This window comes from Streptomyces tardus (genome assembly GCF_018101125.2).
In the GTDB taxonomy this organism is placed as follows: Bacteria; Actinomycetota; Actinomycetes; order Streptomycetales; family Streptomycetaceae; genus Streptomyces; species Streptomyces tardus.
In genome coordinates this window covers 349,581-371,990 of the sequence record NZ_JAELVF020000004.1, presented here as the reverse complement: position 1 = coordinate 371,990, position 22,410 = coordinate 349,581, and the positions used below count along the sequence as shown (strand labels likewise).

At 71.4% G+C, this 22,410-nt stretch carries 16 protein-coding genes, 1 tRNA gene and 4 pseudogenes; 3 read left to right on the top strand and 18 right to left on the bottom strand.

Annotation, left to right across the window (positions count from 1 at the left end; translation table 11 throughout):
* Positions 1–21 precede the first annotated feature (21 nt).
* Entirely contained in the window at positions 22–1,125 is a 1,104-nt protein-coding gene (locus tag JGS22_RS24150) for a terpene synthase family protein (RefSeq protein ID WP_211043615.1), read from the bottom strand.
* Between the two features lie 2 nt (positions 1,126–1,127).
* A complete protein-coding gene (locus JGS22_RS24145; protein ID WP_211043617.1) occupies positions 1,128–2,030 on the bottom strand; it encodes an SAM-dependent methyltransferase in 903 nt (300 codons plus the stop codon).
* A gap of 448 nt (positions 2,031–2,478) precedes the next feature.
* On the opposite strand from JGS22_RS24145, the gene JGS22_RS24140 reads away from it, so the two are divergent.
* The gene (locus JGS22_RS24140) at positions 2,479–2,883 is read left to right on the top strand and encodes an SH3 domain-containing protein (RefSeq protein ID WP_216815148.1); all 405 of its coding nucleotides are present in this window, start codon (positions 2,479–2,481) and stop codon (positions 2,881–2,883) included.
* A 184-nt stretch (positions 2,884–3,067) separates the two neighbouring features.
* Here JGS22_RS24140 and JGS22_RS24135 read toward each other — a convergent pair whose 3' ends face one another.
* From JGS22_RS24135 to JGS22_RS24125, 3 genes are all read right to left on the bottom strand, one after another.
* Complete coding sequence (locus JGS22_RS24135) at positions 3,068–4,084, bottom strand: pseudouridine synthase (protein WP_211043557.1); 1,017 nt, start codon at positions 4,082–4,084, stop codon at positions 3,068–3,070.
* 137 nt (positions 4,085–4,221) lie between these two features.
* Positions 4,222–4,306, bottom strand: a tRNA-Leu gene (locus JGS22_RS24130).
* 308 nt (positions 4,307–4,614) lie between these two features.
* Positions 4,615–5,781 (bottom strand): sugar phosphate isomerase/epimerase family protein, encoded by a 1,167-nt coding sequence (locus JGS22_RS24125; protein WP_372454358.1) that lies wholly within the window; start codon positions 5,779–5,781, stop codon positions 4,615–4,617.
* Between JGS22_RS24125 and JGS22_RS27500 the strand changes: the two are divergent.
* Positions 5,713–5,928 (top strand): annotated as a pseudogene (locus tag JGS22_RS27500) (proteasome activator); the annotation flags it as partial. The gene JGS22_RS24125 and the pseudogene JGS22_RS27500 sit on opposite strands and share 69 nt — an antisense overlap.
* A 258-nt stretch (positions 5,929–6,186) precedes the next feature.
* Here the strand turns inward: JGS22_RS27500 and JGS22_RS24110 are convergent.
* A pseudogene (locus JGS22_RS24110) lies at positions 6,187–6,507 on the bottom strand (proteasome activator); the annotation flags it as partial.
* Positions 6,508–7,309: 802 nt separating this feature from the next.
* Between JGS22_RS24110 and JGS22_RS26605 the strand changes: the two are divergent.
* A pseudogene (locus JGS22_RS26605) lies at positions 7,310–7,450 on the top strand (DUF2587 domain-containing protein); the annotation flags it as partial.
* On the opposite strand, the pseudogene JGS22_RS24105 reads toward JGS22_RS26605, so the two are convergent.
* The 12 genes and pseudogenes from JGS22_RS24105 to JGS22_RS24050 form a co-directional block, all read right to left on the bottom strand.
* Positions 7,438–8,838: pseudogene (locus JGS22_RS24105) on the bottom strand (alkaline phosphatase family protein); the annotation flags it as partial. The pseudogenes JGS22_RS26605 and JGS22_RS24105 sit on opposite strands and share 13 nt — an antisense overlap.
* A complete protein-coding gene (eboE, locus tag JGS22_RS24100) occupies positions 8,835–10,016 on the bottom strand; it encodes a metabolite traffic protein EboE (RefSeq protein ID WP_211043554.1) in 1,182 nt (393 codons plus the stop codon). The gene eboE and the pseudogene JGS22_RS24105, both read right to left, overlap by 4 nt.
* Positions 10,017–10,020: 4 nt before the next feature.
* Positions 10,021–10,872 carry a TatD family hydrolase gene (locus JGS22_RS24095; RefSeq protein WP_211043552.1) on the bottom strand — a complete coding sequence of 284 codons (852 nt, stop codon included), beginning with the start codon at positions 10,870–10,872 and terminating at the stop codon, positions 10,021–10,023.
* Complete coding sequence (locus tag JGS22_RS24090) at positions 10,872–11,636, bottom strand: EboA domain-containing protein (protein ID WP_216815147.1); 765 nt, start codon at positions 11,634–11,636, stop codon at positions 10,872–10,874. Before JGS22_RS24090 ends, JGS22_RS24095 begins: the two co-directional genes overlap by 1 nt.
* Entirely contained in the window at positions 11,633–12,475 is an 843-nt protein-coding gene (locus tag JGS22_RS24085; RefSeq protein WP_216815146.1) for a sugar phosphate isomerase/epimerase family protein, read from the bottom strand. Before JGS22_RS24085 ends, JGS22_RS24090 begins: the two co-directional genes overlap by 4 nt.
* Positions 12,472–13,338 (bottom strand): SCO3242 family prenyltransferase, encoded by an 867-nt coding sequence (locus JGS22_RS24080; RefSeq protein ID WP_216815145.1) that lies wholly within the window; start codon positions 13,336–13,338, stop codon positions 12,472–12,474. The genes JGS22_RS24085 and JGS22_RS24080 overlap by 4 nt, the downstream gene beginning before the upstream one ends.
* The gene (locus JGS22_RS24075) at positions 13,335–14,522 is read right to left on the bottom strand and encodes an inositol-3-phosphate synthase (protein ID WP_372454352.1); all 1,188 of its coding nucleotides are present in this window, start codon (positions 14,520–14,522) and stop codon (positions 13,335–13,337) included. Before JGS22_RS24075 ends, JGS22_RS24080 begins: the two co-directional genes overlap by 4 nt.
* A gap of 180 nt (positions 14,523–14,702) precedes the next feature.
* Entirely contained in the window at positions 14,703–16,112 is a 1,410-nt protein-coding gene (locus JGS22_RS24070) for a ThuA domain-containing protein (protein WP_211041758.1), read from the bottom strand.
* Positions 16,113–16,134: 22 nt separating this feature from the next.
* Positions 16,135–18,609 (bottom strand): PQQ-dependent sugar dehydrogenase, encoded by a 2,475-nt coding sequence (locus JGS22_RS24065; RefSeq protein ID WP_211041757.1) that lies wholly within the window; start codon positions 18,607–18,609, stop codon positions 16,135–16,137.
* A 402-nt stretch (positions 18,610–19,011) separates the two neighbouring features.
* Entirely contained in the window at positions 19,012–20,013 is a 1,002-nt protein-coding gene (locus JGS22_RS24060) for a sugar phosphate isomerase/epimerase family protein (protein WP_211041756.1), read from the bottom strand.
* 13 nt (positions 20,014–20,026) lie between these two features.
* Complete coding sequence (locus tag JGS22_RS24055) at positions 20,027–21,196, bottom strand: Gfo/Idh/MocA family protein (RefSeq protein WP_211041760.1); 1,170 nt, start codon at positions 21,194–21,196, stop codon at positions 20,027–20,029.
* Between the two features lie 130 nt (positions 21,197–21,326).
* A complete protein-coding gene (locus JGS22_RS24050) occupies positions 21,327–22,391 on the bottom strand; it encodes a substrate-binding domain-containing protein (RefSeq protein WP_211041755.1) in 1,065 nt (354 codons plus the stop codon).
* Positions 22,392–22,410: the final 19 nt, after the last annotated feature.

The following is a 22,410-nucleotide window of genomic DNA, read 5'->3' as shown; positions in this document are numbered from 1 at the left end:
TGCGGCGTGCGCGGCCTCCGGTCAGTCGCGCAGCTGCTCCCACCACCAGGCGATCGAGGGGATCGGCGGCGGCCCGGGGTCCGGGTCGCTCGGGGTGTCCCGGTAGCTGATCTCGAACGCCGCTCCCGGCACCGGCAGGGGGTGCCGGTTGCGGGGGCTGGCATACCGCGGTGCGGTGCGCTCACCCTCGATGAAGCCGGTGATGTAGTAGCCCAACGCGCTGGTGTAGCGCCGGAGTTCGGCGTCACCTTCCTCGTTCAGTCGTGCGCGCAGTCGCAGGAAGAGCGACATCGCCCGGTCGCGCAGCGCCACGGCCTCCGGCAGTACGTCCGCCGCGGTGCCTCCGTGCGCGTGTATGAGCACGTTGACCAGATTCTGGTCGGGGACCTCGAGATGGTCCTCCTTGGCGAACGAGAACAGGTCGTTGTCACAGCTCACGACGAAACCCGCGGCGTCGGTGAGTGCCTGCACCGGCGCCGAGTACAGCACGTCCGGCGGAAGGTGGATACCCTCCGCCGCCTCGACGAACGTCATCGTGAAGCGCGTGCCGTTGACCGAACCACGCATGCCCGCGAAGTCGTTGAGGGCGGGCATCACACCGCGCTCGGTGTTGGCCGTCTGCCAGGACGCCCCCAGCAGCCAGTCCCTGGCACCCTCGCCGAATCTCCTCAGCTGGTACGGCGAGAGCAGCTCCCTGCTGCGCCGCACCAGGTCGTCCAGGGAGGCGGTCAGCCGCGACTGCGGCAGCATCGAGGAGCCCGGGGCTTCGATGGCGCGGATCAACCGGGCGCTGTGGTCGGTGATGTCGGCCGCGCCGGTGCCCTCGTCGCCGCTGTCGTGCCAGTCGTCGAGGGCGGTGGCCCAGTAGTTCCAGAGGATGAACAGGAGCAGGATGTCCTGGTCGCCCCGCGGCGCCATCCGGCAGCTGTAGTCGACCGCGTTGCAGGCCAGACCCCAGGCGCGTTCGGTGGCGTTCGGGTAGACGTCGAACTCGTCGACCCAGGCCAGCGCCCGCTGCTCGATCTTCTCCACTTCGGGGTGCAGCAGTTCGCCGCGCTCGTCGGGACAGTAGAACGGCGGCAGTCGCCAGCCGATGGCCGGTTCACGGCCGGTGGGCGCAGGCATGTTCAGCTCCCCTTGCGGAAGAGCAGCAGCCGGGTCTCCACCGCGTGGTCGCGCCAGATCCGGAAGAGCTTGCCGTGGGTGAGCGCGGACTCCGTCAGCCGCTCGCGCTTGATCGGCGAGGGCTCGCCGGTGCGCTCCGCCCGCTCCAGCTCGGCGGTGCTCCACGCCATCGACTGGACCCAGAACTCGGCTACGCCGTCGGTGATGTCCTCGTCCTGCTCCAGCTCGAGACCGGCCTGGCGGGCGGACCGGATGTACTCGGTGAGGGTGCCGAGCCGCGTCTTGTAGTACGCGTCGATGAACTCGGTCCACTCGGGACGGCAGATGAAGTGCTCCTGGATGCCGAACCACCCGCCCGGACGCAGCGCCTTCGCAGCCACCGCGAACAACCGCTCGCGGTCCATGTAGCCGGAGCTCTCGATGGCGACGGCGCCGTCGTAGCGGGACTCCTCGTCCAGTTCGTGCACGTCCTGGGCGCGCGCCCGCACCCGGTCGGAGACTCCCGCCCGACGAGCGAGGTCCTCGATGACGGGTATGTGATCCTCGGCCACTGTCAGCCCCTGCACGGAGGCGCCGTGCTTCTGCGCCCAGAAGATCGACCCCCCGCCCAGCCCGCAGCCGATGTCCAGGATCTCGGCGCTCGGCCGGTGGTCGACGCGCCACTGCTGCGCGGCGTGCGTCAGCACTCTCTCCTGCGAGTCGGTGATACGGCGTCGCAGCACGTCCTGCGCGACGGTGGTGTTCGGCGCCTCGTCCTTGCCGAAGAGACCCAGATGGAAGTGGACGCGGGGGCCGGGGCCGTACTTGTGGAGGATGTCCTTGGTCTTGCGTGAGTAGTACAGCGGAACCTGTGTCTCGTCGAACGCCGGACCTGAGGCGTCGTTCATGACGAGGTCGTTCTCCATGCGGGATCTCCAGAGTGATCAAGCTGCGGGGCCAAGCGATCAAACATTGCCCATGATGAACACTCACAATCTCACAGTGATCGGAACGTGACACTCCTCATCGCCAACTGCGTGCATTACACGGGCATTTGAACCCATCTGACGCCGCAACAGACATGCTCACAGACCTGATACGGCGTCATCTGAGGTTGCGTCATGATGTGCGCGGAGCGAGGCGTCGGTTCGACCGTCCCGCATCGGCCCTGCACGGCGCGCGATCCAGCCGCGCCACGTACGCGACCACTCCGTGCGAGACCGGACGGCAGAGCACGAGCGAGCGGATGCAGGGCGGGTGCGGGGCGGACGCGGGGGCCGGGGCCGCATTGTCGTCTGCGGGAGACGCGCCTCGCCGCGTCGGCGGCGGCTCCCGATCGTCGTTCCTTCGCACGCTCGACAAGGAGACAGGGCTATGCAGCTCAATCGGAAGATCGCCGCCGGACTGGCCGCAGGTGCGCTCGCCGCGGGCCTGATGGGTTCTGTGCCGGCCGTGGCCAACACCCACGGTGCCGACAAGGCCCCCGCGCCGCAGGCCGAGCAGGTCCGGGCCGTCGGGGGGACCGTGATCGCCCGTACCGGCGTGATCATCCGGGCCTACCCGACCACACAGTCCGCCAAGCTCGGCTCCTACGCCTACGGCGCGCGCGTCCAGCTCCGCTGCCAGGCCGCCAGTGAGAACGTCCAGGACAACCGCCTGTGGTTCAAGCTCGCCAACCGCTCCGGCTGGGTCGCCGCGCGCTGGGTGCAGAACGACGCTCCGCTGCCGACCTGCGTCCCGACCATGATGAAGAAGGGCGAGATGCCGGAAGGCAAGTAGGGCTCACCGCTCTGCCGACGTTTCCGAGCGGCCCCGGACTCCCACCGAGTCCGGGGCCGCTCGGCGTGCGGCACGCACAGCAGGCCGACGTACGACGCGGGCGGCTCGTGCGGCGCGTGACGTACGGCGGGCGGCGCGTGGGGCGCGTGGGGGTTGTCCGTGCCGTGGGGTCGCGGAGCACGGGTCAGTCGGCCAGGGGCCAGCGGGCGAGACGGAGCCGGCTGGTGCACCGGACCTCCTCACCGGTCACGGGGTCGGTGAACTCCAGTGTGCGGGCGAGGAGTTGGAGCGGACGGTCCCAGTCGTCGACACCGTGGCGCACCGCGTCGGGGCCTGGTGGCGCGGTGGACGGGTCGGGACGGCTCAGGGCGGGACGGAGCCGGTCGGGACGGGGACGACGATCGGGGAAGAGCGGGTCGTGCAGCAGGGGCAGACCGAGGCCGCTCATGTGCAGCCGCAGCTGATGGGTTCGGCCGGTGGTGGGCAGCAGCCGGTAGCCGGCCAACCCGTCACGGCGGCCGAGGAGTTCGATACGGCTTTCACTGTTGGGCTCGCCCGGCACCTCCACAGCGGCGAGCCTGCCCGGAACCTTCTCGATGCGGTTGCGGACGGTCCTCGGGAACGTCAGCGCAGAGTCGTGGCGGGCGACGGCCACGTACTCCTTGCGGACCCTGCGGTGCTGGAAGAGCGACTGGTAGGCGCCCCGGTCCGCAGGGCGGACGACGAAGAGCACCAGGCCCGCGGTGAGCCGGTCGAGGCGGTGGGCGGGCTGGAGTTCGGGCAGCGAGAGTTCGCGGCGCAGCCGGGCCAGGGCGGTTTCGGTGATGTGGCTGCCCCGGGGCGTGGTGGCGAGGAAGTGCGGCTTGTCGGCGACGACGATCCGCTCGTCTCGATGGACCACGCCGACCGGGAACGGCACCGGTTCCTCCGGTGCGAAGTCCCGGTGGAACCAGACGTACAGACCCGGTTCGTACCGGGTGCGGTCGTCGACCGGCCCGCCCGCGGTGACGAACCTGCCCCCCTCGACCATCAGGTCGAACTCGGCGGCGCCGGCGAACTCGCCGTACCGCTCGCGCAGATGGTCCACCACCGTCGGCCAGCGGTGTTCGGGATCGGGCGGCAGCCTCAGCCTCACCGGGTCGATGCCGTACCGCTGCTCCAGCGGCGCGGGCGGGGGCGCACTGCGACGGCGGCGTCTCATGGCGGTGACCACTCCCCTGGTGCGCCCGGTGGCGGGCGCGGCGTGGCGGACGGGCCGCGCACGAACGTAACGCGGCCGACCGGCCGGCCGGCCACACAACGAAACAGGACCTCCACCGAGGTGGAGGTCCTTCGCTGTGTCCGAGGGGGGACTTGAACCCCCACGCCCGATAAAGGGCACTAGCACCTCAAGCTAGCGCGTCTGCCATTCCGCCACCCGGACCGGTGAGCGTCGCGACCTGGGCCGCGGCGACGAGGACAACAATACCAAGCCCCCGGAGTGCTTCTCACCCCGATTGCCGGACGATTCGATCACTGGTTTCCGATTTGCCCGAATTTCCGGACGGGCCGGCTCACCGTTCCGTCGTCGGGCCGCCTCCCCCGCTCTTCACCGCGCCGATCTGCACAGCGGCGGCAGGGGCGGGTCGCGGAAGCGCGGTCGCACCGCACCCGAGCGACTGGCTTCCCACAGGGGTGCCCCGCCGCTCGGGTGCGGTGTCCGTCAGCGGCTCTCGCGGGCCGGTGGCCGGATCAGTGGCCGGGACGGCAGCGCAGGGAGCGCAGGTACTCGGCCGAACGTCGGGCGGTGCTCAGGGAGCCGGCAGGGTTGGAGTTCGGGTCGGGAGCGTCGTCGCGCTCGACGAGCCAGTGGTGGTAGCGGCGGCGACGGCCCCTGGCGACGGCCGAGATGAAGTCGACGTAGTCGAGGTCGCCGTAACCGACGTCCGTCTGCACATACCCCTCGGGCAGCGCCTCGTCGTGCTCGCCGTCCTTGACGTGGAAGAGGGGGAAGCGGTCGGGGTCGGCCAGCACGTACTTCAGCGGGTCCAGCGGGTCCGGGGTCCCGTCGGGACGCTTGCTGAAGCGGTGCTGCGCGACGAACGCCCAGTAGATGTCCAGCTCCAGCTTGACCAGCTTCGGGTCGGTCTCGGCCATCAGCAGGTCGTAGAGGCGGACGTCGGGTGCGTCCAGGGCGAAGCTGAACTCCTCGCTGTGGTTGTGCTGGTAGAAGGCGAGGCCCCGCTTTCGGGCAGCGGCGCCGTAGACATTGAACTCCTCGGCGGCGCGCTTCCAGCCGTCGACGGTGTCGCCGTAGCGGTTGGGGTTGTTGGGTGTGCCGATGTAGGGAACGCCCAGTTCGGCGGCGTCGTCCAGCACCTTCTCCAGCTGGGTGGCGAAGGTGTACGCGTTCGGGTCGCCGCCGTCGGCGTGGTAGCCGACGTGACTGCCGATGGCGCGCAGACCGTTCTCGCGGAGCAGCCGCTTGAGCTGCCGGATCGAGATGTCACCGGTGCCGTGGGTGTAGCCGGCGAACTCGACCTCGTCGTACCCGTGGCGGGCGAGTTCCTCGAAGACCGGGCCGAAGCCCAGTTCCTGGACCTGGTCCCGCAGCGTGTAGAGCTGGATGCCCAGACGCCCCTTGGGGAGCAGGCGCTGTCTGCCGAACCCGCTCGCCTGCGCGGGGCTTGCCGCGCCGGCCAGCAGCGCGGCGGCGCCGGCGCCCGCCGCGACGCCGAGGAAGGAGCGGCGGTCCAGTGCGGCGCGCAGACTGTCGTAGCGGTCGGAGGATCGGTGCATGGCGGAGTCGACGCCGAAGACGCCGACGTTGGTGATGGTCACCGTCCCGGCCTGCATGTCCGCCGGGGAGGTCTTGCCCTCGCGGGCGGTGGAGACCAGGTCGCTCAGGGCGGTGGACAGCTCCGGCAGCGTCTTGGTGTGCGCGTCCTTGATGTTCGGCACGATCAGCGCCAGATCCACGCCAGCTCGGTCAAGGAGCTCGAGGACGGACTCGCGCCGGAGCTGATCGGCGAGCTGGAGCGCATCTCGCTGCCGTTCACCGACGAGGTCGAGTTCGCCGGCTACACCCACGGCACCGGTGACATCTCGATCCGGCAGCTCAAGCGGCTGCTCCGCGAGAACGGTCTGCGCGCCGCACTGGACCGCCGCTCCTTCCTCGGCGTCGCGGCGGGCGCCGGCGCCCGCCGCGACGCCGAGGAAGGAGCGGCGGTCCAGTGCGGCGCGCAGACCGTTCTCGCGGAGCAGCCGCTTGAGCTGCCGGATCGAGATGTCACCGGTGCCGTGGGTGTAGCCGGCGAACTCGACCTCGTCGGTGAACGGCAGCGAGATGCGCTCCAGCTCGCCGATCAGCTCCGGCGCGAGTCCGTCCTCGAGCTCCTTGACCGAGCTGGCGTGGATCTCCTTCAGCCTCGCCCGGCTCGCCTCGTCCAGCAACTGCTTGATCATGCTGCCGATTCGCATGACCTTCGCGGGCTGCTCGACCATCTCCGTCACGGGCACCTCACGGGGCTCGTCCTCCTCGGAGCCCTCGCTCCCGGCGGAGGCGCTGCCGAGAGCCATTCCGTCCGGGCCGACCACCAGGACCTGGGGGTTCTCCTGCGACCGTTCATGCATCGGCTGTGTCATACCCCCATTCTGCACCTTGGCGTCCACGGCTGTTCCCGGATGGTCCCGCAGCAGGATCGCTGCGGGCCGCCCGTACGGCGTTGTCGAAGGCCGGCGCGCTCCCCCGGTGGCGCGGGTCCGCTCATGCGTCGGGCCGGGGCCGGCCCCGGCCCGACGCATGAGCGGACCCGCGCCACCGGGGGAGCGCGCCGGCCTTCGACAACGCCGTACGGGCGGCCCGCACCCAGCTGGAGCAGATGCGCCGCGCACTGCCGCCGGGCGCGGCCGAGGGCCACGAGGGCGTCGACGGCGTCGTCACCCGCGACGACGTGCACGCCGCCGCCCTCCTCCGGCGACGAGCCGCCGACGACCGGCGCGACCCCTGAGCCGTCCGAGCTCCGCCCCCGCTCCGGGCAGCCGGAGGACGCGGGCAACGGACCGCCGCAGGGCGCACTGAACGTGCCCGAGGCGCCGAGCACGGCAGGAGCACCGTCCGTCGCCGAGGGCCCGGACGACGGCGCGGAGGACACCCGCGCGGAAGAGAGCCTGGCGATGCGCGGCGGCGAACCGCTGCTGCCCGTGCTGCCCCTGGGCGCCGGTCTCGCCTCGCTGGGGCTCGGCCTGGCCGCGCTCGGCTACCGCCTGCGCCGCAACGCCTGACCGCCACCCGGTGCGTCTGCCCGGCATCCGCGACGTGCGACCGATGCCTGACGGGCCCCGGCGCGCGCGTGCCCATGGGTCCGGGCGGCGCCGCCTTCGGCGCCGGCCCCTGCTGCGGGACCATCCGGGAACAGCCGTGGACGCCAAGGTGCAGAATGGGGGTATGACACAGCCGATGCATGAACGGTCGCAGGAGAACCCCCAGGTCCTGGTGGTCGGCCCGGACGGAATGGCTCTCGGCAGCGCCTCCGCCGGGAGCGAGGGCTCCGAGGAGGACGAGCCCCGTGAGGTGCCCGTGGCGGAGAGGTCGAGCAGCAGGTCCTTCACCGAGGTCGCGGGGACTCCGCCGCCCGCATCGAGGACGCCGTCCAGCGCCTCGGGTTCGGAGCAGATGAGCATCGGTCCGTCCTCCTCCCGGTCCGGCAGGCGGCCGTGGCTGCCGCGGATCGGTGAGGGGTCGAGCGGCACGACGGCCATCCGGTAGCGCATCCCGACCTTCTTGCGGGCCAGCGCAGTGGCCGCCCGCACCTTGACCCAGGGGTCCTGCGGGTCCATGAAGAGTTCGACCGGGTCGTAGCCGGGCTTGCGGTGGATCTCCACCAACTGGGCGAAGTCCGGGGCCCGTTCGTCGTCGAGCCAGTAGTAGTAGGTGAACCAGGAGCGGGGTTCGGCGACGGCGACGAACTCGCCCGCGCGCGGATGGTCCAGGCCGTGGTCCTTCTTGCCGGTCTCGTCGAGGAGTTCGGCGACGCCGGGGAGCTCTTCGAGCACCTCGCGGACGGTGGCCCGGTCGGCGGGGTCGCGTACGTAGACGTGCGCCAGCTGGTGGTCCGCGACGGCGAACGCCCGCGAGGTGGCGGGGTCCAGGTACTCCATGCCGTCCTGGGTGTGCACCTCGACGAGTCCGGCACGGCGCAGCGCCCGGTTGATGTCGACCGGGCGGTCGACGGCGGTGATGCCGTACTCCGACAGCACCACGACCCGGCGGCCCAGCTCGCGGGCGTCGTCGAGCAGCGGGCCGAGCGCGGTGTCGATCTCGCGCGCGGCGGCGTGCGAGCGGGGGTCGTCGGGGCCGAAGCGCTGGAGGTCGTAGTCCAGGTGCGGTACGTAGGCCAGGGTCAGGTCGGGCCTGCGCGTGTGCAGCAGATGGCGGGTGGCGTCGATGATCCACTGCGAGGAGGTCAGTCCGGCCCGCGGTCCCCAGAAGGTGAAGAGCGGGAACTCGCCGAGCTTGTCGACCAGTTCGTCGTGCAGCTCGGGCGGGCGGGTGTAGCAGTCGGGCTCCTTGCGCCCGTCGGCGTAGTAGATGGGGCGCGGGGTGACGGTCCAGTCGGTGTCGGCGCCCATCGCGTACCACCAGCAGACGTTGGCGACGGTGTAGCCGGGACGGCGTTCGCGGGCGGTGTGCCAGATCTTGTCGCCGCCCACGAGCGCGTTGTACTGGCGCCACAGCAGTACGTCGCCGAGTTCGCGGAAGTACCAGCCGTTGCCGACGATGCCGTGGTCGGCCGGGAGTTTTCCGGTCAGGAAGGTGGACTGGGCGGCGCAGGTGACCGCGGGGAGGATGGTGCGCAGCGGCGCCGAGGTGCCGCCGGAGGCGAGGGCCCGCAGACGCGGCATGTGGGTCAGCAGCGCCGGGGTGAGCCCGACGACGTCGAGGACCAGCAGTGGCTGGACTCGGGGTGTGGTCACGACTGCTCCTTGAGTCCGAGGTCGGTCAACAGGTCGCGGGCGACGACGAGTTCGGCGGCGATGCCGTCGGCAAGCTCGTCGGCGTCGGTGGGGCGCAGGCCCTCCGGAAGCGCCTGCCAGGTGTAGGTCTCCACCTCCAGGTGGTGGGTACGGGCGCGCGGGCCGCCGAGGAGGTGGCCGAGCGTTTCGCGCAGCACCTGGAGGGTGGAGGTGAGCGGCGGCTCCAGCTCCGCGTGCAGCGGCACGTGGAGGTGGACCCGCCACGGTCCGTCGGTCGCCAGCGCGTGCTCGCCGGCCAGTGCCAGGTCGAGGTCGTCTGCGCCGCGCACGCCCCCCGGCGCGGCGACGCGGGTCTGGTGCAGGAAGCGCGGTTCGACGAAGCGCTCCAGCGCCGCGCGCTCCTGCGGATCGTGCGGCCGGGCGGAGTGGAGGGCCGCGGAGAGCTGCACCTTGTGGACCGGCACCCGTGCCTCGTCCAGAAGGGCGACGGCGGTCCCGGGGTCCTCGAAGGCGGTGGCCAGATGACAGGTGTCCAGACACATCCCGATCCGGTCGACCGGCGGCGCGCCCGGTGCCCGCAGCGCTGCCACCGCCTGGGCGGTGGTCTCCACGGTGCAGCCCGGTTCGGGTTCCAGCCCGATCCGGATCCGGCGGCCGGTACGGGCCTCCAGCGCGTCCAACTCCCTTGCCAGAACGTGGAGTTGTTCATGAGCGACGGCCAGGCGCTCGGCGTCGAAGTCGGTGCGCCAGGCGAGTGGCAGAGTGGAGATGGTGCCCTCGGTGACGTCCTCGGGCAGCAGCTCCGCCAGCAGTTCGGCGAGGCGGACGGTGTGCCGCAGGCGCTCGGGTTCGGTCCAGTCCGGCCGGTACACCCGGTACTTGACGCGTTCGTCTCCGAAACCCTGGTAGGGGAAGCCGTTGAGCGTGACGACCTCCAGCCCGCGCCTGTCGAGTTCGCCGCGCAGCCGGTCCAGCCGCCGCCGGTCGGCGACGAGCGCCTCGGCGGCCGGGTGGGCGAGCCACAGCCCGATGCCGAGTCGGTCCCGGCCGAGTCTGCGGCGGACCGGCTCGGCGTGGTCGCGGAGCTGGGCGATCACACCGTCCAGCGTTTCGGCCGGATGGACGTTGGTGCAGTACGCGAGGTGGACGGTCGAGCCGTCCGGGTGGCGGAAGCGCACGGGCTCACTCCCCGCCGCGCAGCACGGAGTTGCCCTCGTGGGTGGGCGAGGCGGGCTCGGCCGCGTCGAGGTCCAGACGGCCGCTGAGTCCGTAGAACTCCACCGGGTTGCGCCACAGGACGAGGTCCACGTCGTCCTCGGTGAAGCCGGCCGCGAGCATCGCCTCGCCGACCCGCCGCGGGGTGAGCGGGTCGCTGTTGCCCCAGTCCGCGGCGGAGTTGACCAGAACGCACTCGGTGCCGTGGGAGCGCAGCAGCGCCACCATGCGGTCGGGGTCCATCTTGGTGTCGGGGTAGATGGAGAAGCCGCGCCAGCAGCCCGAGTCGGTGGCGGCGGCGACGGTGGTCTCGTTCAGATGGTCGATCAGTACGTGCTCGATGGGCAGGTCGGACTCCCGTACGACGTCCAGGGTGCGGGTGAGTCCGGCAGCCTTGTCGCGGTGCGGGGTGTGGACCATGGCGGGCAGCTCGTGGTCGACGGCCATCTGCAGCTGGGCGGCGAGCGCCCGGTCCTCGGCCGGCGTCATGGAGTCGTAGCCGATCTCTCCGACGGCGACGACCCCGTCCTTGGCCAGATAGCGCGGCAGCTCCTCCAGCACCGGGAGGCAGCGGGGGTCGCCGGCCTCCTTGGGGTTGAGCGCGATGGTGCAGTGGTGGGCGATGCCGTACTGCGCCGCGCGGAAGGGTTCCCAGCCGAGGAGTGCGTCGAAGTAGTCGTAGAAGCTGGCGGGGTGGGTGCGCGGTTGGCCGAGCCAGAAGGAGGGTTCGACCACGGCGCGCACCCCGGCGTCGTACATCGCCCGGTAGTCGTCGGTGGTGCGGGAGGTCATGTGGATGTGCGGGTCGAAGATGCGCATCAGATCTCCTGGCCGGTGGGGCGCTGCTCGCCGGGGGCTGTCGGGCGGGGGGCCGCGGGGCCGTCGACGGGGGACGGGACCGTCGAGGGGCGGCCGGTGACGGGGTGATCGGTGACCGGATGGTCGGCCACGGGGCGGCCGGTCGCGGGATGGTCGAGGGCCGAGCGGTCGGGAGCGGGGCGGGCCGGAGCGGGGCGGGAGGTGAGCTCCAGCAGGTGGTGCAGGTCCTCGGGCACGGTGCGGCCCGCGGCGGTGCGCTCGGCGGCGAAGTCCCGGAGCATCCGGGCCAGTTCGTCGTCTCCGGCGGCGCGAGGGGCGAGGTCGTGCACCTCGGCGAGCGGGATGCCGACGAAGAGGCACTTGAGGACGGCCTGCCGCCAGTCGTGCGGGGCGAGGCAGCAGGCGCCGTACGGGCCCAGCGCGGCGGCGACCAGCCGCGGGTCGTTGGTGCGCAGCGCGTCGTGCACCAGCTCCGAACCGTCGGTGTCCGGGGCCAGTTCGGGCAGGGCCTCCAGTACGGCGAGGCGTTCGGCGGCGTTGCCGCGCCGGTAGAGCTCGGCGAGCCGCGCGGCCGGCGGGCGGTGCTCGGCGAGCAGCGCCACCCGCACCCGTACGGCGTGCGGCGCGCCGCAGGCCCGTTTCGCCGCGGCGAAGGAGATCTCCAGTCGGTCCGGCTCGGCCAGCGCGCGCTTCAGCCAGTCCTGGGCGCGTTCGTCGAGCTCGGACCGGAGCGCGCCGAGCCGGTCGCGGTCGGCCGCGGTCACCGCTGGGCCTCCCTGAGGAAGTTGAGGGACCGCTCCGCGAGCGCCGGTCCGGCGTGGGAGTCCCTGGGCAGCTCGACCGAGACCAGGCCGCGGTAGTCGGCGGCGGCCAGCGCGGCGAGCACCGGCGGGAAGTCGATCTCGCCCTGTCCGAAGGGAAGATGCTCGTGCACGCCACGTCGCATGTCCTCGATCTGGACGTGCCGCAGCCAGGGCGCGCTCTGCTCTACGCACTCCTCGGGCGGGAGGGGCTCCAGGCACTGGCAGTGGCCGATGTCCAGGGTCAGTCCCAGCTCGGCCGGATCGCCCAACTCCTCGCGCAGCCGGTGGAATCCGGCCAGGTCGCCGAGGAGATGGCCGGGCTCGGGCTCCACGGCCAGGGGTGTGCCGCGCCGCCGGGCGCTCTCCAGGATCTGCTCGAAGCTGTGCCGGAGCCGTTTCCAGCCCTCCTCCTCGGTGGAGTCCTCGGGCAGCACGCCGCTGAAGCAGTGCACGGCGTGCGCGCCGAGGTCGGAGGCGATCTGTACGGCGGTCTCCAGGAGCGCGACCCGGGTGGCGCGCGCCAGCGGGTCGGCCTCGACGAGCGTGGGGTGGTGTTTGCGGCGCGGGTCGAGCAGGTAGCGGGCGCCGGTCTCGACCGTGACGCCGAGGCCGTAGCGGTCCAGGGTGTCCGCCAACTGCCGGGTGCGGAAGGCCAGTCCGGGCGCGAGCGGGTCGAAGTGCATGTGGTCCAGCGTCAGCGCCACCCCGTCGTAGCCGAGGTCGGAGAGCATGACGACGAGATCGCCGAGCCTGAGGTCGGTGAGGCCGTTGGTGCCGTAGGCCAGTCTGAGAGTGCTCATGTGGGGCTGACCTTTCGGGAGACGCGGCGGGCCAGCGGCAGCAGGGCCAGCAGCGGCAGGGCGGTGGTCACGGCGCCGGCGCGTGCGGCCAGGGACGCCTGGAGCGGGATCATCGCGCGGATGCCGCCGCCGACGGCTCGTTGCAGCAGCGGCGGCGAGGGGTTGAGGACGGCGTGGGTGTAGCCGCGTCCGCAGGTCGTCGCGTAGAGCGCGGCGCCTCCCGCGGCGGTCGCCTCGGTGGCGGTGCGCGGCGGGCGCAGGCCGGTGAGGTGGCCGGCGACGGCGGCGGTGGTCGCCAGCGCCGTCAGCGGCGCGAGCGAGGAGCCGCCCTCCACCTCCTCGCGCGAGACCGTGGTCACGGCGAGGGTGTGCGCGCCGAGCACTCCGGCCGCCGGGAGTGCTCTGGCCATCTCCGCGGGGCGGGTGGCGGCGGCACCGAGCAGGACGTCCAGCGTGCGCGCGGAGGCCATCGCGGCGGGCCCGGCGGGGGTGTTCTTCAGCCACAGGTCGTACGCCCAGACACTCGCCGCCAGCGCGCTCGCGGTGCGCAGCGCGGGCCGGCCGGCCGCCGCGGCGAAGCCGAGGCCGGCCGCGGTCAGAGCGACCGAGGCGCCCAGCGCCGCGGCGGGGCTGATGCGGCCGGCCGGGATCGGGCGGTCAGGGCGCTCGACCGCGTCGATCCTGCGGTCCGCCCAGTCGTTGAGGGTCATACCCGCCTCGTAGAGGCAGAGCGAGGCCGCGGCGGCCAGCGCCGTACGGGCGCGCGGCGGGCCGCCGGTGGCGGTGGCGCCGACCAGCGCATCGCCGGGGACGCTGAAAACCGCCGATACGCGCAGCAGCGCCGCCCAGTCGCGGGCGCTCATGCGCGGTCCGCCAGACGCTCGGCCAGCTGCGCCAACTCCCGTTCCTGGCCCGCGAGATCGGCGGGCCCGCTGTCCGGGTCCTTGAAGTAGAAGCCGAGCCCGTCAACGGGGCCGCGCAGGCCGAGGGCGTCGGCGCGGGCGAGGATGCGCGCGAGGTCCAGTACGAGCGGCGCGGCGAGCGCGGAGTCGCAGCCCTGCCAGATGGTCTGGAGGATCATCCGGGAGCCGAGGAAGCCGTCGAAGGCGATGTGGTCCCAGGCGGTCTTCCAGTCGCCGAGCGCGGGCACGTCGTCGATGTGCACCTCGCCCTCGGGTACCTCGGGGAGGTTCTCGGCAAGTACCCGTTCCTTGCCGGCGTTCTTGGCCGCGGCGGCGGCCGGATCAGCGAGCGCGGCGCCGTCGCCACCGCCCAGCAGGTTGGTGCCGGACCAGGCGCGCACGGTCAGTGCACGACTGCGGAACATCGGCGCCAGCACCGAACGAAGCAGCGTCTGGCCGGTCTTGCCGTCGCGGCCGGCGTACGGCACCTGGGCAGCGCCGGCGGTGTCCCGCAGGTCGGGGTGGTGCAACCCGGTGGACGGGGTGAAGTTGACGTACCCGCAGCCGGCGCGCAGGGCCGCCGCGGCGTACAGGGAGCTGGGCGGCAACTGCCCCTCGGCGGCGGCTGGTTCGGTGCTGGCCACATTGACGACGACGGTCCGCTCCAGGCCGTTGTCGCGGGTGAAGTCGGTCAGGTCGGCGGCGAAGCACTCAACGAGTTCCTCGGTGGTGCGGGTGTCGCCGCGCTCGGGACCGCCCGGGCGTATTCGGCGTTCGACGACGGCCAGTTCGGCGCCGACCGCGGCGGGCAACCCGTGGGCGAGTACGCCGGCGCCGACCAGCTCCTCGGCGCGTTTGGGCAGCGGGGTGCAGGCGGTGTCGTGACCACCGAAGACGAGGTCGGCCAGCGGCGGCAGGGCGCTGTCGGCGAACACCTGCGTCTCGGTGAGGAGACCGGTCGGCGGCTGGAGACCGGCGGCGAGGGCGGCGCAGCCCACGATCGTGGTGGTGGCGACCGAGCCCCTGGCTCCGATCAGCCACACCCCGGTGCGTGGTCGGTCGCCCGGCGACCGCCCGCCGCTGTCGCGACCGCTGTCGTGCTGCGGGGCGTCGTGCGCTGTCACGTCGTGGTTTTGCTCACTCACGTGGGTCTCCAAGGGGGTCGTACGGGCCGCTGGTTGCTCTGGGTGGTGCGGGGTGGGACGGGTGGAGCGGCGGGGAGGAGTCGGCGATCTCCTCCCCGCCGCGGTGGTCAGCCGCGGCCCCCCTCGGGCCTGCGGGTGACCGGTCGTGGCAGCCGTCGTACGTCCTCGACGGTTGCCTGCTCAGTCGCCCCGGCCGGCGCGGGGTTCACGGTCGGTGGAGTCGGTGGGGTCCGTCGGATCGCCGAGGTCCTGGATGCGGATGTCACGGAAGGCGACCTCGTCCTCGTCGCCGTGGTTCTGGATGCCGACGTGTCCGCGCGTCAGGTCACGGTCGGGGTCGGTGCTGGTGAAGTCGTTGATCCTGATGTCGTTGAGCCAAATCTGGATCCGGTCCTCCTCTACCCGGATCTCGTAGCTGTTCCACTCCCCCGGCGGGTTCAGTGCGGCGTCGCGGGCTTCGATGTCGGCCGACTGGAAACCGTAGATCGCACCGGTGGTGCGGTCCTCGGCGTCCGTGGCGTCGATCTGGATCTCGTAGCCCTGGTTGACCGCGTCCGTCGGGTCGTCACTCGCGGGGAAGCCCACGAAGACACCGGAGTTGTCGTCTCCGGCCATCCGCCAGTCGAGCTTGAGGGAGTACGCGCCGAACTCCTCGGCCTCGTACCAGAGCAGCCCCATGCCGCCCACGGAGGTGAGGGTCTTCTCCTCCTCGTCCAGGACGAACGAGCCGGGCCCCGCCTGCTTCCAGCCGTCGGTGCCGGTGCCGTCGAAGAGCTGCTTCCACTCCTGCTCGGCGCCGTCCGGGGAGCAGTCGGCCTCCTTCTCGCCGGTGGCGTACCGGATGCCGCCGAGGAGGTGCTGCCGGAAGGCCGGCTCGGTGAAGGACTCCTTGGTGTGGCCGCCGCCGGTGTAGAAGGCGCGACCGCCCTCGTAGGGCCGGCACCAGGCGATGGGATGGTCCTCACCCATGTTCCCGCCCTCGTACGAGCTCTCGTCGAGAGTCGCCAGCACCTTGGCACGGTCCCGGGGGTTGGTGCCGTAGTTGTACCACTCGTCCGTCCGCTCCCAGGTGGGGTCGAGATGGGCGGTGGCGGGGTGGTCGTGGTCCTCGACGTTGATCTGCGCGGACTGGATGTGCGGGTGGGAGTCGAAGTACGCGCCGACCAGGCCGCCGTAGAACGGCCAGTCGTACTCGGTGTCGGCCGCTGCGTGGACGCCGACGTAGCCGCCGCCGTCCTCGACGTAGCCCTCGAAGGCGTTCTGCTGCTCCTCGTTCAGCACGTCGCCGGTCGTGGAGAGGAAGACCACGGCCTGGTACCGGGCGAGGTTGTCGGCGGTGAAGTCCGCCGCGTCCTCGGTGTCCTCGACCGCGAAGCCGTGCTCGGCGCCGAGTTCCTGGATCGCGGCGATGCCGTCGGGAATGGAGTCGTGGCGGAAGCCCGCGGTCTTGGAGAAGACCAGGACTGTCGACTCGGCCCGCTCCTTGCCGGTGGTGCCGGTCGAATCGTTCGGTTGGGCCTGCGCGGGCAGGGCGGCCGTCCCCAGTGCGAGGACGGCCGCTGCCGCGGCCAGGCGGGTGCTCTTCACCATGGCTGCTCCTGCTTCCCGTGCGTCAGTCGGTGGTCAGGGTGAAGTCGTCGACCTGGAAGAGGTCGTCGCCCTCGCCCCCGGTGAAGACCAGGTAGAGGGTGTCCTCCGCCGACGGGTCCCCGGGTGCGGTGATCGCGGTGCTCACTTCCTCGAAGGTGCCGCTGCCACCGGTCGCCGGTACGTCGACGGTGCCGAGCAGTTCGCCGTCGGCGCCGCCGAGCCTGATCTCGATCGCCCCGCCGTCGCTCTCGGCGGCCACCTTGGCGCCGAACTCGCTGACGCCCTCCAGGTGGTAGGGGGCGAAGGAGATCCAGTCGCCGTCACCGATCGAGCCCGCGGCCTTGCCTCCGGCCGCCGCGTCGTTCTCCACGACGGAGGCGCCCTCCGAGCTGTCGAAGTGCTCGGCCTGGCGGTGCTTGGGCTGGAGCTTGTTCTGGTCGTGGGTGGTCAGCGGCGGCAGCTCACCGGCGCCCCGGTCGGTGTACTCGGCGTCGAAGACCCCGAAGATGTTGGCGTTGGGGTCGTGCTCGCCGTCGGCCGAGGTCTTGATCGTGCCCGAGCAGCCGTTGGCCGAGGTGATGGGGTGGCCGTGGCTGTCGTGGCCGAGGACGTAGGTGACCTTGACCTTCTCGCAGTCGATCTCGCCGTCCTCGGGGTCGGTCACCTCGACCTCGAAGGGGATCTCGTCGCCGAAGCTGAAGAGCGAACCGTCGGCGGGGAGCTTGAGCTGGACGGTGGGCGCGGTGTTGCCGACCGTGATGTGGACGCTGGCGCTGCCGGTCTTGCCGGTGGTGTCCTCGGCGGTCACCGTGGCGACGTACGTGCCGTCCTCGGTGTAGGTGTGCGTGGGGTTCGCCTCGTCCGAGGTGCCGCCGTCGCCGAAGTCCCAGCTGAAGGTGAGCTCGTCACCGTCGGCGTCGTCGCTTCCCTCGGTGGAGAAGGCGACCTCCAGCGGGCCCTGCCCGCTGGTCACATCGGCGGAGGCGCGGGCGACCGGGGCGTGTCCGTCGGTGGCGTTCTCGATGCGGTAGAGCGCCGAGTTCTCGTCGCCGTTGAAGTAGCCGGTGCCGTAGTCCAGTACGTAGAGCGCGCCGTCGGGGCCGAACTCCATGTCCATCACCTGGGTGCCTTCCCAGAGGAAGTCGTTGATGGACTCGACCTGGCCCTGGTCGTCCTGGGAGATGCGCTTGATCCACTGGCGGCCGAACTCGCCGGCGAAGAAGTCGCCGTCGTACTCCTCGGGCAGCGCGATGTCGGAGCCGCTGTCCGGGTCGTGGCGGTAGACCGGGCCGCCCATCGGGGACTCGGAGCCGTCGCCGAACTCGGGCACGGAGTTGCCGTCGTAGTTGATCCAGCCGGGCTTGGCCTCGGGCAGCTCGGTCAGGCCGGTGTTGTGCGGGGAGTCGTTGACCGGGTTGGCGCAGTCGAACTTCTCGCCCGAGGACTGGTCGGCGAAGTCGTAGTCGACGTAGGCGTCGTTGTCGCCGTGGCAGTAGGGCCAGCCGTAGTTGCCGGCCTCGGTGATCCGGTTGAACTCGACCTGGCCGGAGGGTCCGCGGGAGTCGCTCGCGGAGCCGGCGTCGGGCCCGTAGTCACCGAGGTAGACGGTGCCGGTGGGCTTGTCGACGCTCATCCGGAAGGGGTTGCGAAAGCCCATGGCGTAGATCTCGGGGCGGGTCTTGTCGGTGCCCTCCGCGAAGAGGTTGCCCTCCGGGATGTCGTAGCTGCCGTCCTCGCCCACCTTGATGCGCAGGACCTTGCCGCGCAGGTCGTTGGTGTTGGCCGAGGAGCGCTGTGCGTCGAACGAGGGGTTGCGGTCGGCCCGCTCGTCGATCGGGGTGTAGCCGTCGGACTGGAAGGGGTTGGAGTCGTCGCCGGTGGAGAGCAGCAGGTTGCCGTCGCCGTCGAAGGCGATGTCGCCGCCGACGTGGCAGCAGATGCCGCGGTTGGCCGGAACGTCCAGAACGGTCTGCTCGCTGTCGAGTTCGAGCTTGTTGTTCTCGTCGAGGGTGAAGCGGGAGAGGCGGTTCACCCCGTCGAAGGGTTCGAAGTCCGCGGCGTCACCGGTCTCCGGAGCGTCGCCCGAGGGGGTGTCGAGCGGCGGCGCGTAGTAGAGGTAGATGGCCCGGTTCTCCTCGAACTGCGGGTCCACACCGATGCCCTGAAGGCCCTCCTCGTCGTGGTCGTAGACCTCGACGCGGCCGGCCAGGCTGGTGGTGCCGCCGGAGTCGGTGATGCGTACGGCGCCGTCGCGCGAGGTGTGGACCACCGAGCTGTCGGGGGTCACGGCCATCGTCATCGGCTCGCCCATTTCGGGCTCGCCCTTGGCGAGGGTGACCTGCTGGAACTCGGCGGCGGCCGGGTTGTCCGGGGCGTCGGGCCCGTCGGACGGCTGGTGCGCGGCGGCCGGGCCGGCGGCGCCGAGGGCACCGCCGATCAGCAGTGCGCTCGCGCACGCCGCGAGCGTGGTGCGGAACCTCTTGGGTGTCCTGTGCACGCGTGTCCTCCATGAGGTTGTGCGGTCATGAGGTGCGGTTGACACAGGCGCGCGCCGTCGCGCCGGGCTGTTGCTCCAGCTCCTGGCCGGGCTCGCGAGCCGGGCCGGCGGGGGTGGGGTGAGGGGTCGGATCGGTGCCGGAAAGAGGGGCCGAGCAGGGGGAGTTGCGTGAGGGGGCGCTCGGCTCCTGTACACACCATGGGACCGTAACCGTGATCGTCTGGTTCGGAAAGACCTTTGACAAATGGGAAGTTGACTTCATCCTTGATCAGGACAAAGCGGGATTCGGGCATGGGAACGAGCCCGGCAGACCGTGGAGATCACGTCTGCCGGGCTTTCACCGGCCGCGCATCGGCCCGTCAACACCCCCTCAGCTGCGGGTTGTTGACGAAGAGCCCGGGGTCAGTCGCTCCCGAAGGCCGCGTCGAAGCTGGCGCTCGGAGGCTCGTAGTCGTACGCCTTGAGCTTCGCCAGCGCCTCGGGTGCGCCGGCGAGCCGGTCCATTCCGGCGTCCTCCCACTCCACCGAGATCGGGCCCTGGTAGTCGATGGCGCGCAGCATGCGGAAGACGTCCTCCCAGGCGACGTCCCCGTGGCCGGCGGAGACGAAGTCCCAGCCCCGGCGCGGGTCGCCCCAGGGCAGGTGGGAGCCGAGGCGGCCGTTGCGGCCGTCCAGACGCCTGCGCGCCTCCTTGCAGTCGACGTGCAGGATGCGGTCCCGGAAGTCCCAGAGGAAGCCGCTGGGGTCCAGGTCCTGCCAGACGAAGTGGCTGGGGTCGAAGTTCAGACCGAACGCGCTGCGGTGGCCGACCGCCTCCAGGGTGCGGTGGGTGGTCCAGTAGTCGTACGCGATCTCGCCGGGGTGGACCTCGTGGGCGAACCGCACGCCCTCGGCGTCGAAGACGTCCAGGATCGGGTTCCAGCGGTCCGCGAAGTCCTGGTAGCCGTCCTCGATCATCTTCGGTGGCACCGGCGGGAACATCGCCACCAGATGCCAGATCGGCGACCCGGTGAAGCCGATCACCGTACGCACGCCGAAGGCCGCCGCCGCCCGTGCGGTGTCGGCCATCTCGGCCGCCGCCCGCTGCCGCACGCCCTCGGGCTCGCCGTCGCCCCAGATGCGCGAGGGCAGGATGAGGCGGTGGCGCTCGTCGATGATCGCGTCGCTGACGGCCTGGCCCACCAGATGGTTGGAGATCGCCCAGCACTTGAGTCCGTACTTCTCCAGCAGGTCGTGCCTGCCCTGGATGTAGCCGGGCTCGTTCAGTGCGCGGTCGACCTCGAAGTGGTCGCCCCAGCAGGCGAGTTCGAGACCGTCGTAGCCGAAGTCGCGCGCGTGCGCGCAGACCTCCTCCAGGGGCAGGTCGGCCCACTGGCCGGTGAACAGGGTGAATGACCTGGGCATGGGACCTCCGTGACTAGCCGGCGGCGGCTGTGGGCTCGGTGGACTGGCTGGACTGGGTGGGCTCGTGGACGAGAGGGGTGTAGACGCAGTCGCTGTGCGCACTCTCCTCCACCGCGGCCAGCACCCGCTGGACCTGGAGACCGTCGGCGAAGGACGGCTGCGGCTGCCGTTCCTCGGCGATGGCACGCACCAGGTCCGACGCCTGGTGGACGAAGGTGTGCTCGTACCCCAAGCCGTGGCCCGGCGGCCACCAGGCGGAGAGGTAGGGGTGCTGCTCCTCGGTGACCAGGATCCGCCGGAAGCCGGAGTGGGCGGCCGGTTCCGTCTGGTCGTGGAACTGGAGCTCGTTCAGCCGCTCCAGGTCGAAGGCGAGGGAGCCCCGGTCGCCGTTCAGCTCGATGCGCAGCGAGTTCTTGCGGCCCGCGGCCATCCGGCTCGCCTCGAAGGAGGCCAGCGCGCCCGAGGCGAACCGGCCGGTGAACACCGCGGCGTCGTCGACCGTGACCGCTCCTCGGGCGGTGGGGTCCTCGGGCAGCGGGCGCTCGGTCACGAACGTCGCGATCTGCGCCGAGACCCCGGCGAGCAGCTCGCCGGCCAGGTGCTGGCCCAGGTCGACGATGTGCGCGCCGAGATCGCCCAGCGCACCCGAACCGGCAGCCTCCTTGCGCAGCCGCCAGGCCAGCGGGAACTCGGGATCGACCAGCCAGTCCTGGAGGTAGGTCACCCGCAGATGGCGCAGTGTGCCGATGCGCCCCTCGGCGACCATCTGCCGGGCCAGTGCCAGCGCGGGCACCCTCCGGTAGTTGAAGCCGACCATCGCCAACTGTCCACGGGCACGGGCGGCTTCGGCGGCGGCCACCATCGCCTCCGCCTCCTCGACCGTGTTGGCCAGCGGCTTCTCGCACAGCACGTGCTTGCCCGCCTCCAGCGCGGCGATGGCGATCTCCGCGTGGCTGTTGCCGGGGGTGCAGATGTCGACGAGCGAGACGTCGTCACGGGTGATCAGTTTGCGCCAGTCGGTCTCGGTGGCGGCCCAGCCGAGCCGGGAGGCGGCCTGCCGCACGGCGACCGAATCCCGGCCGCAGAGGGCGGCCATGTACGGCGTGCGGGGCAAGTCGAAGACCCGTCCCGCGGTGCGCCACCCCTGTGAGTGAGCGGCGCCCATGAAGGAGTAGCCGACCATGCCGACCCCCAGCACCGGGAGTTCGGACGGCTGCGGTTCGCCGTCCCCCTGCCCGGGCTGGACGGCGGCACGGTCGGTCTCGGCGCTGGTGGTCACAGCGCCCGAAGTGGTCGACACGGATGTCCCCCTGTCAGTTGAAGCCGGTCGGCATGTACTCGTCGACGTTGTCCTTGGTCACGACAGCCGAGTAGAGGGTCAGCGAGGCCGGGATCTCGAACTCCGCCAGCCCGCCGATGCCCTTGCCCTGGGCCAGGGCGCGTGCCAGGTCGATGGCGGAGGCGGCCATGGTCGGCGGGTAGAGCACGGTGGCCTTCAGTACGCCCTTGCCCGCCTTGATGGCGTCCATGGCGTGCTTGGAACCGGCGCCGCCGACCATCAGGAACTCGTCCCGGCCGGCCTGCTCGATGGCGCGCTCGGCGCCCACGCCCTGGTCGTCGTCGTGGTTCCACAGGGCGTCGAACTGCGGCTGGGCGCGCAGCAGTTGGGCCATCTTCGACTGCCCGGACTCCACCGTGAACTCGGCGGCCTGACGGGCCACCTTCTCGATGTTCGGGTAGTTCTTCAGGGCGTCGTCGAAGCCCCTGGTGCGGTCCTGGGTCAGCTCCAGGTTGTCGACGCCGGCCAGCTCGACGACCTTGGCGTTCTTCTTCTTCTTGAGCTGCTCGCCGATGTAGCGGCCGGCGTTGAGGCCCATGCCGTAGTTGTCGCCGCCGACGTAGCAGCGGTACGCCTGCGGGTTGTCGAAGACGCGGTCGAGGTTGACGACCGGGATTCCGGCGCGCATCGCCCGCAGGCCCACCTGGGTCAGCGCCTTGCCGTCCGAGGGCAGGATGACCAGTACGTCGACCTTCTTGTTGATCAGCGTCTCGATCTGGCCGATCTGCTGCGCGTTGTCGTTGGAGCCCTCCGTCATCTCCAGAGTGACGTCCTCGTACTTCTCCGCCCGGCCCTTCGCCTGCTCGTTGACCGCGTTCAGCCAGCCGTGGTCGGCCTGCGGACCGGCGTAGCCGATGGTGACCTTCTTGCCGGGCTTGTCGTCGGCCACCTGGGCGGCCGTGTCCTCGCTCTTGCTGTCGTTGCTCTCGTTGCTGGTACAGCCGACCAGCATCGCGCCGGCGGACGCCGCCGCGGCACCGAACAGGAGTCTTCTGCGGCTCGTACTGACCGCCTGCGCTGCTGAGTTGAGCGACTTCATGGCATTTCGACCCTTCACT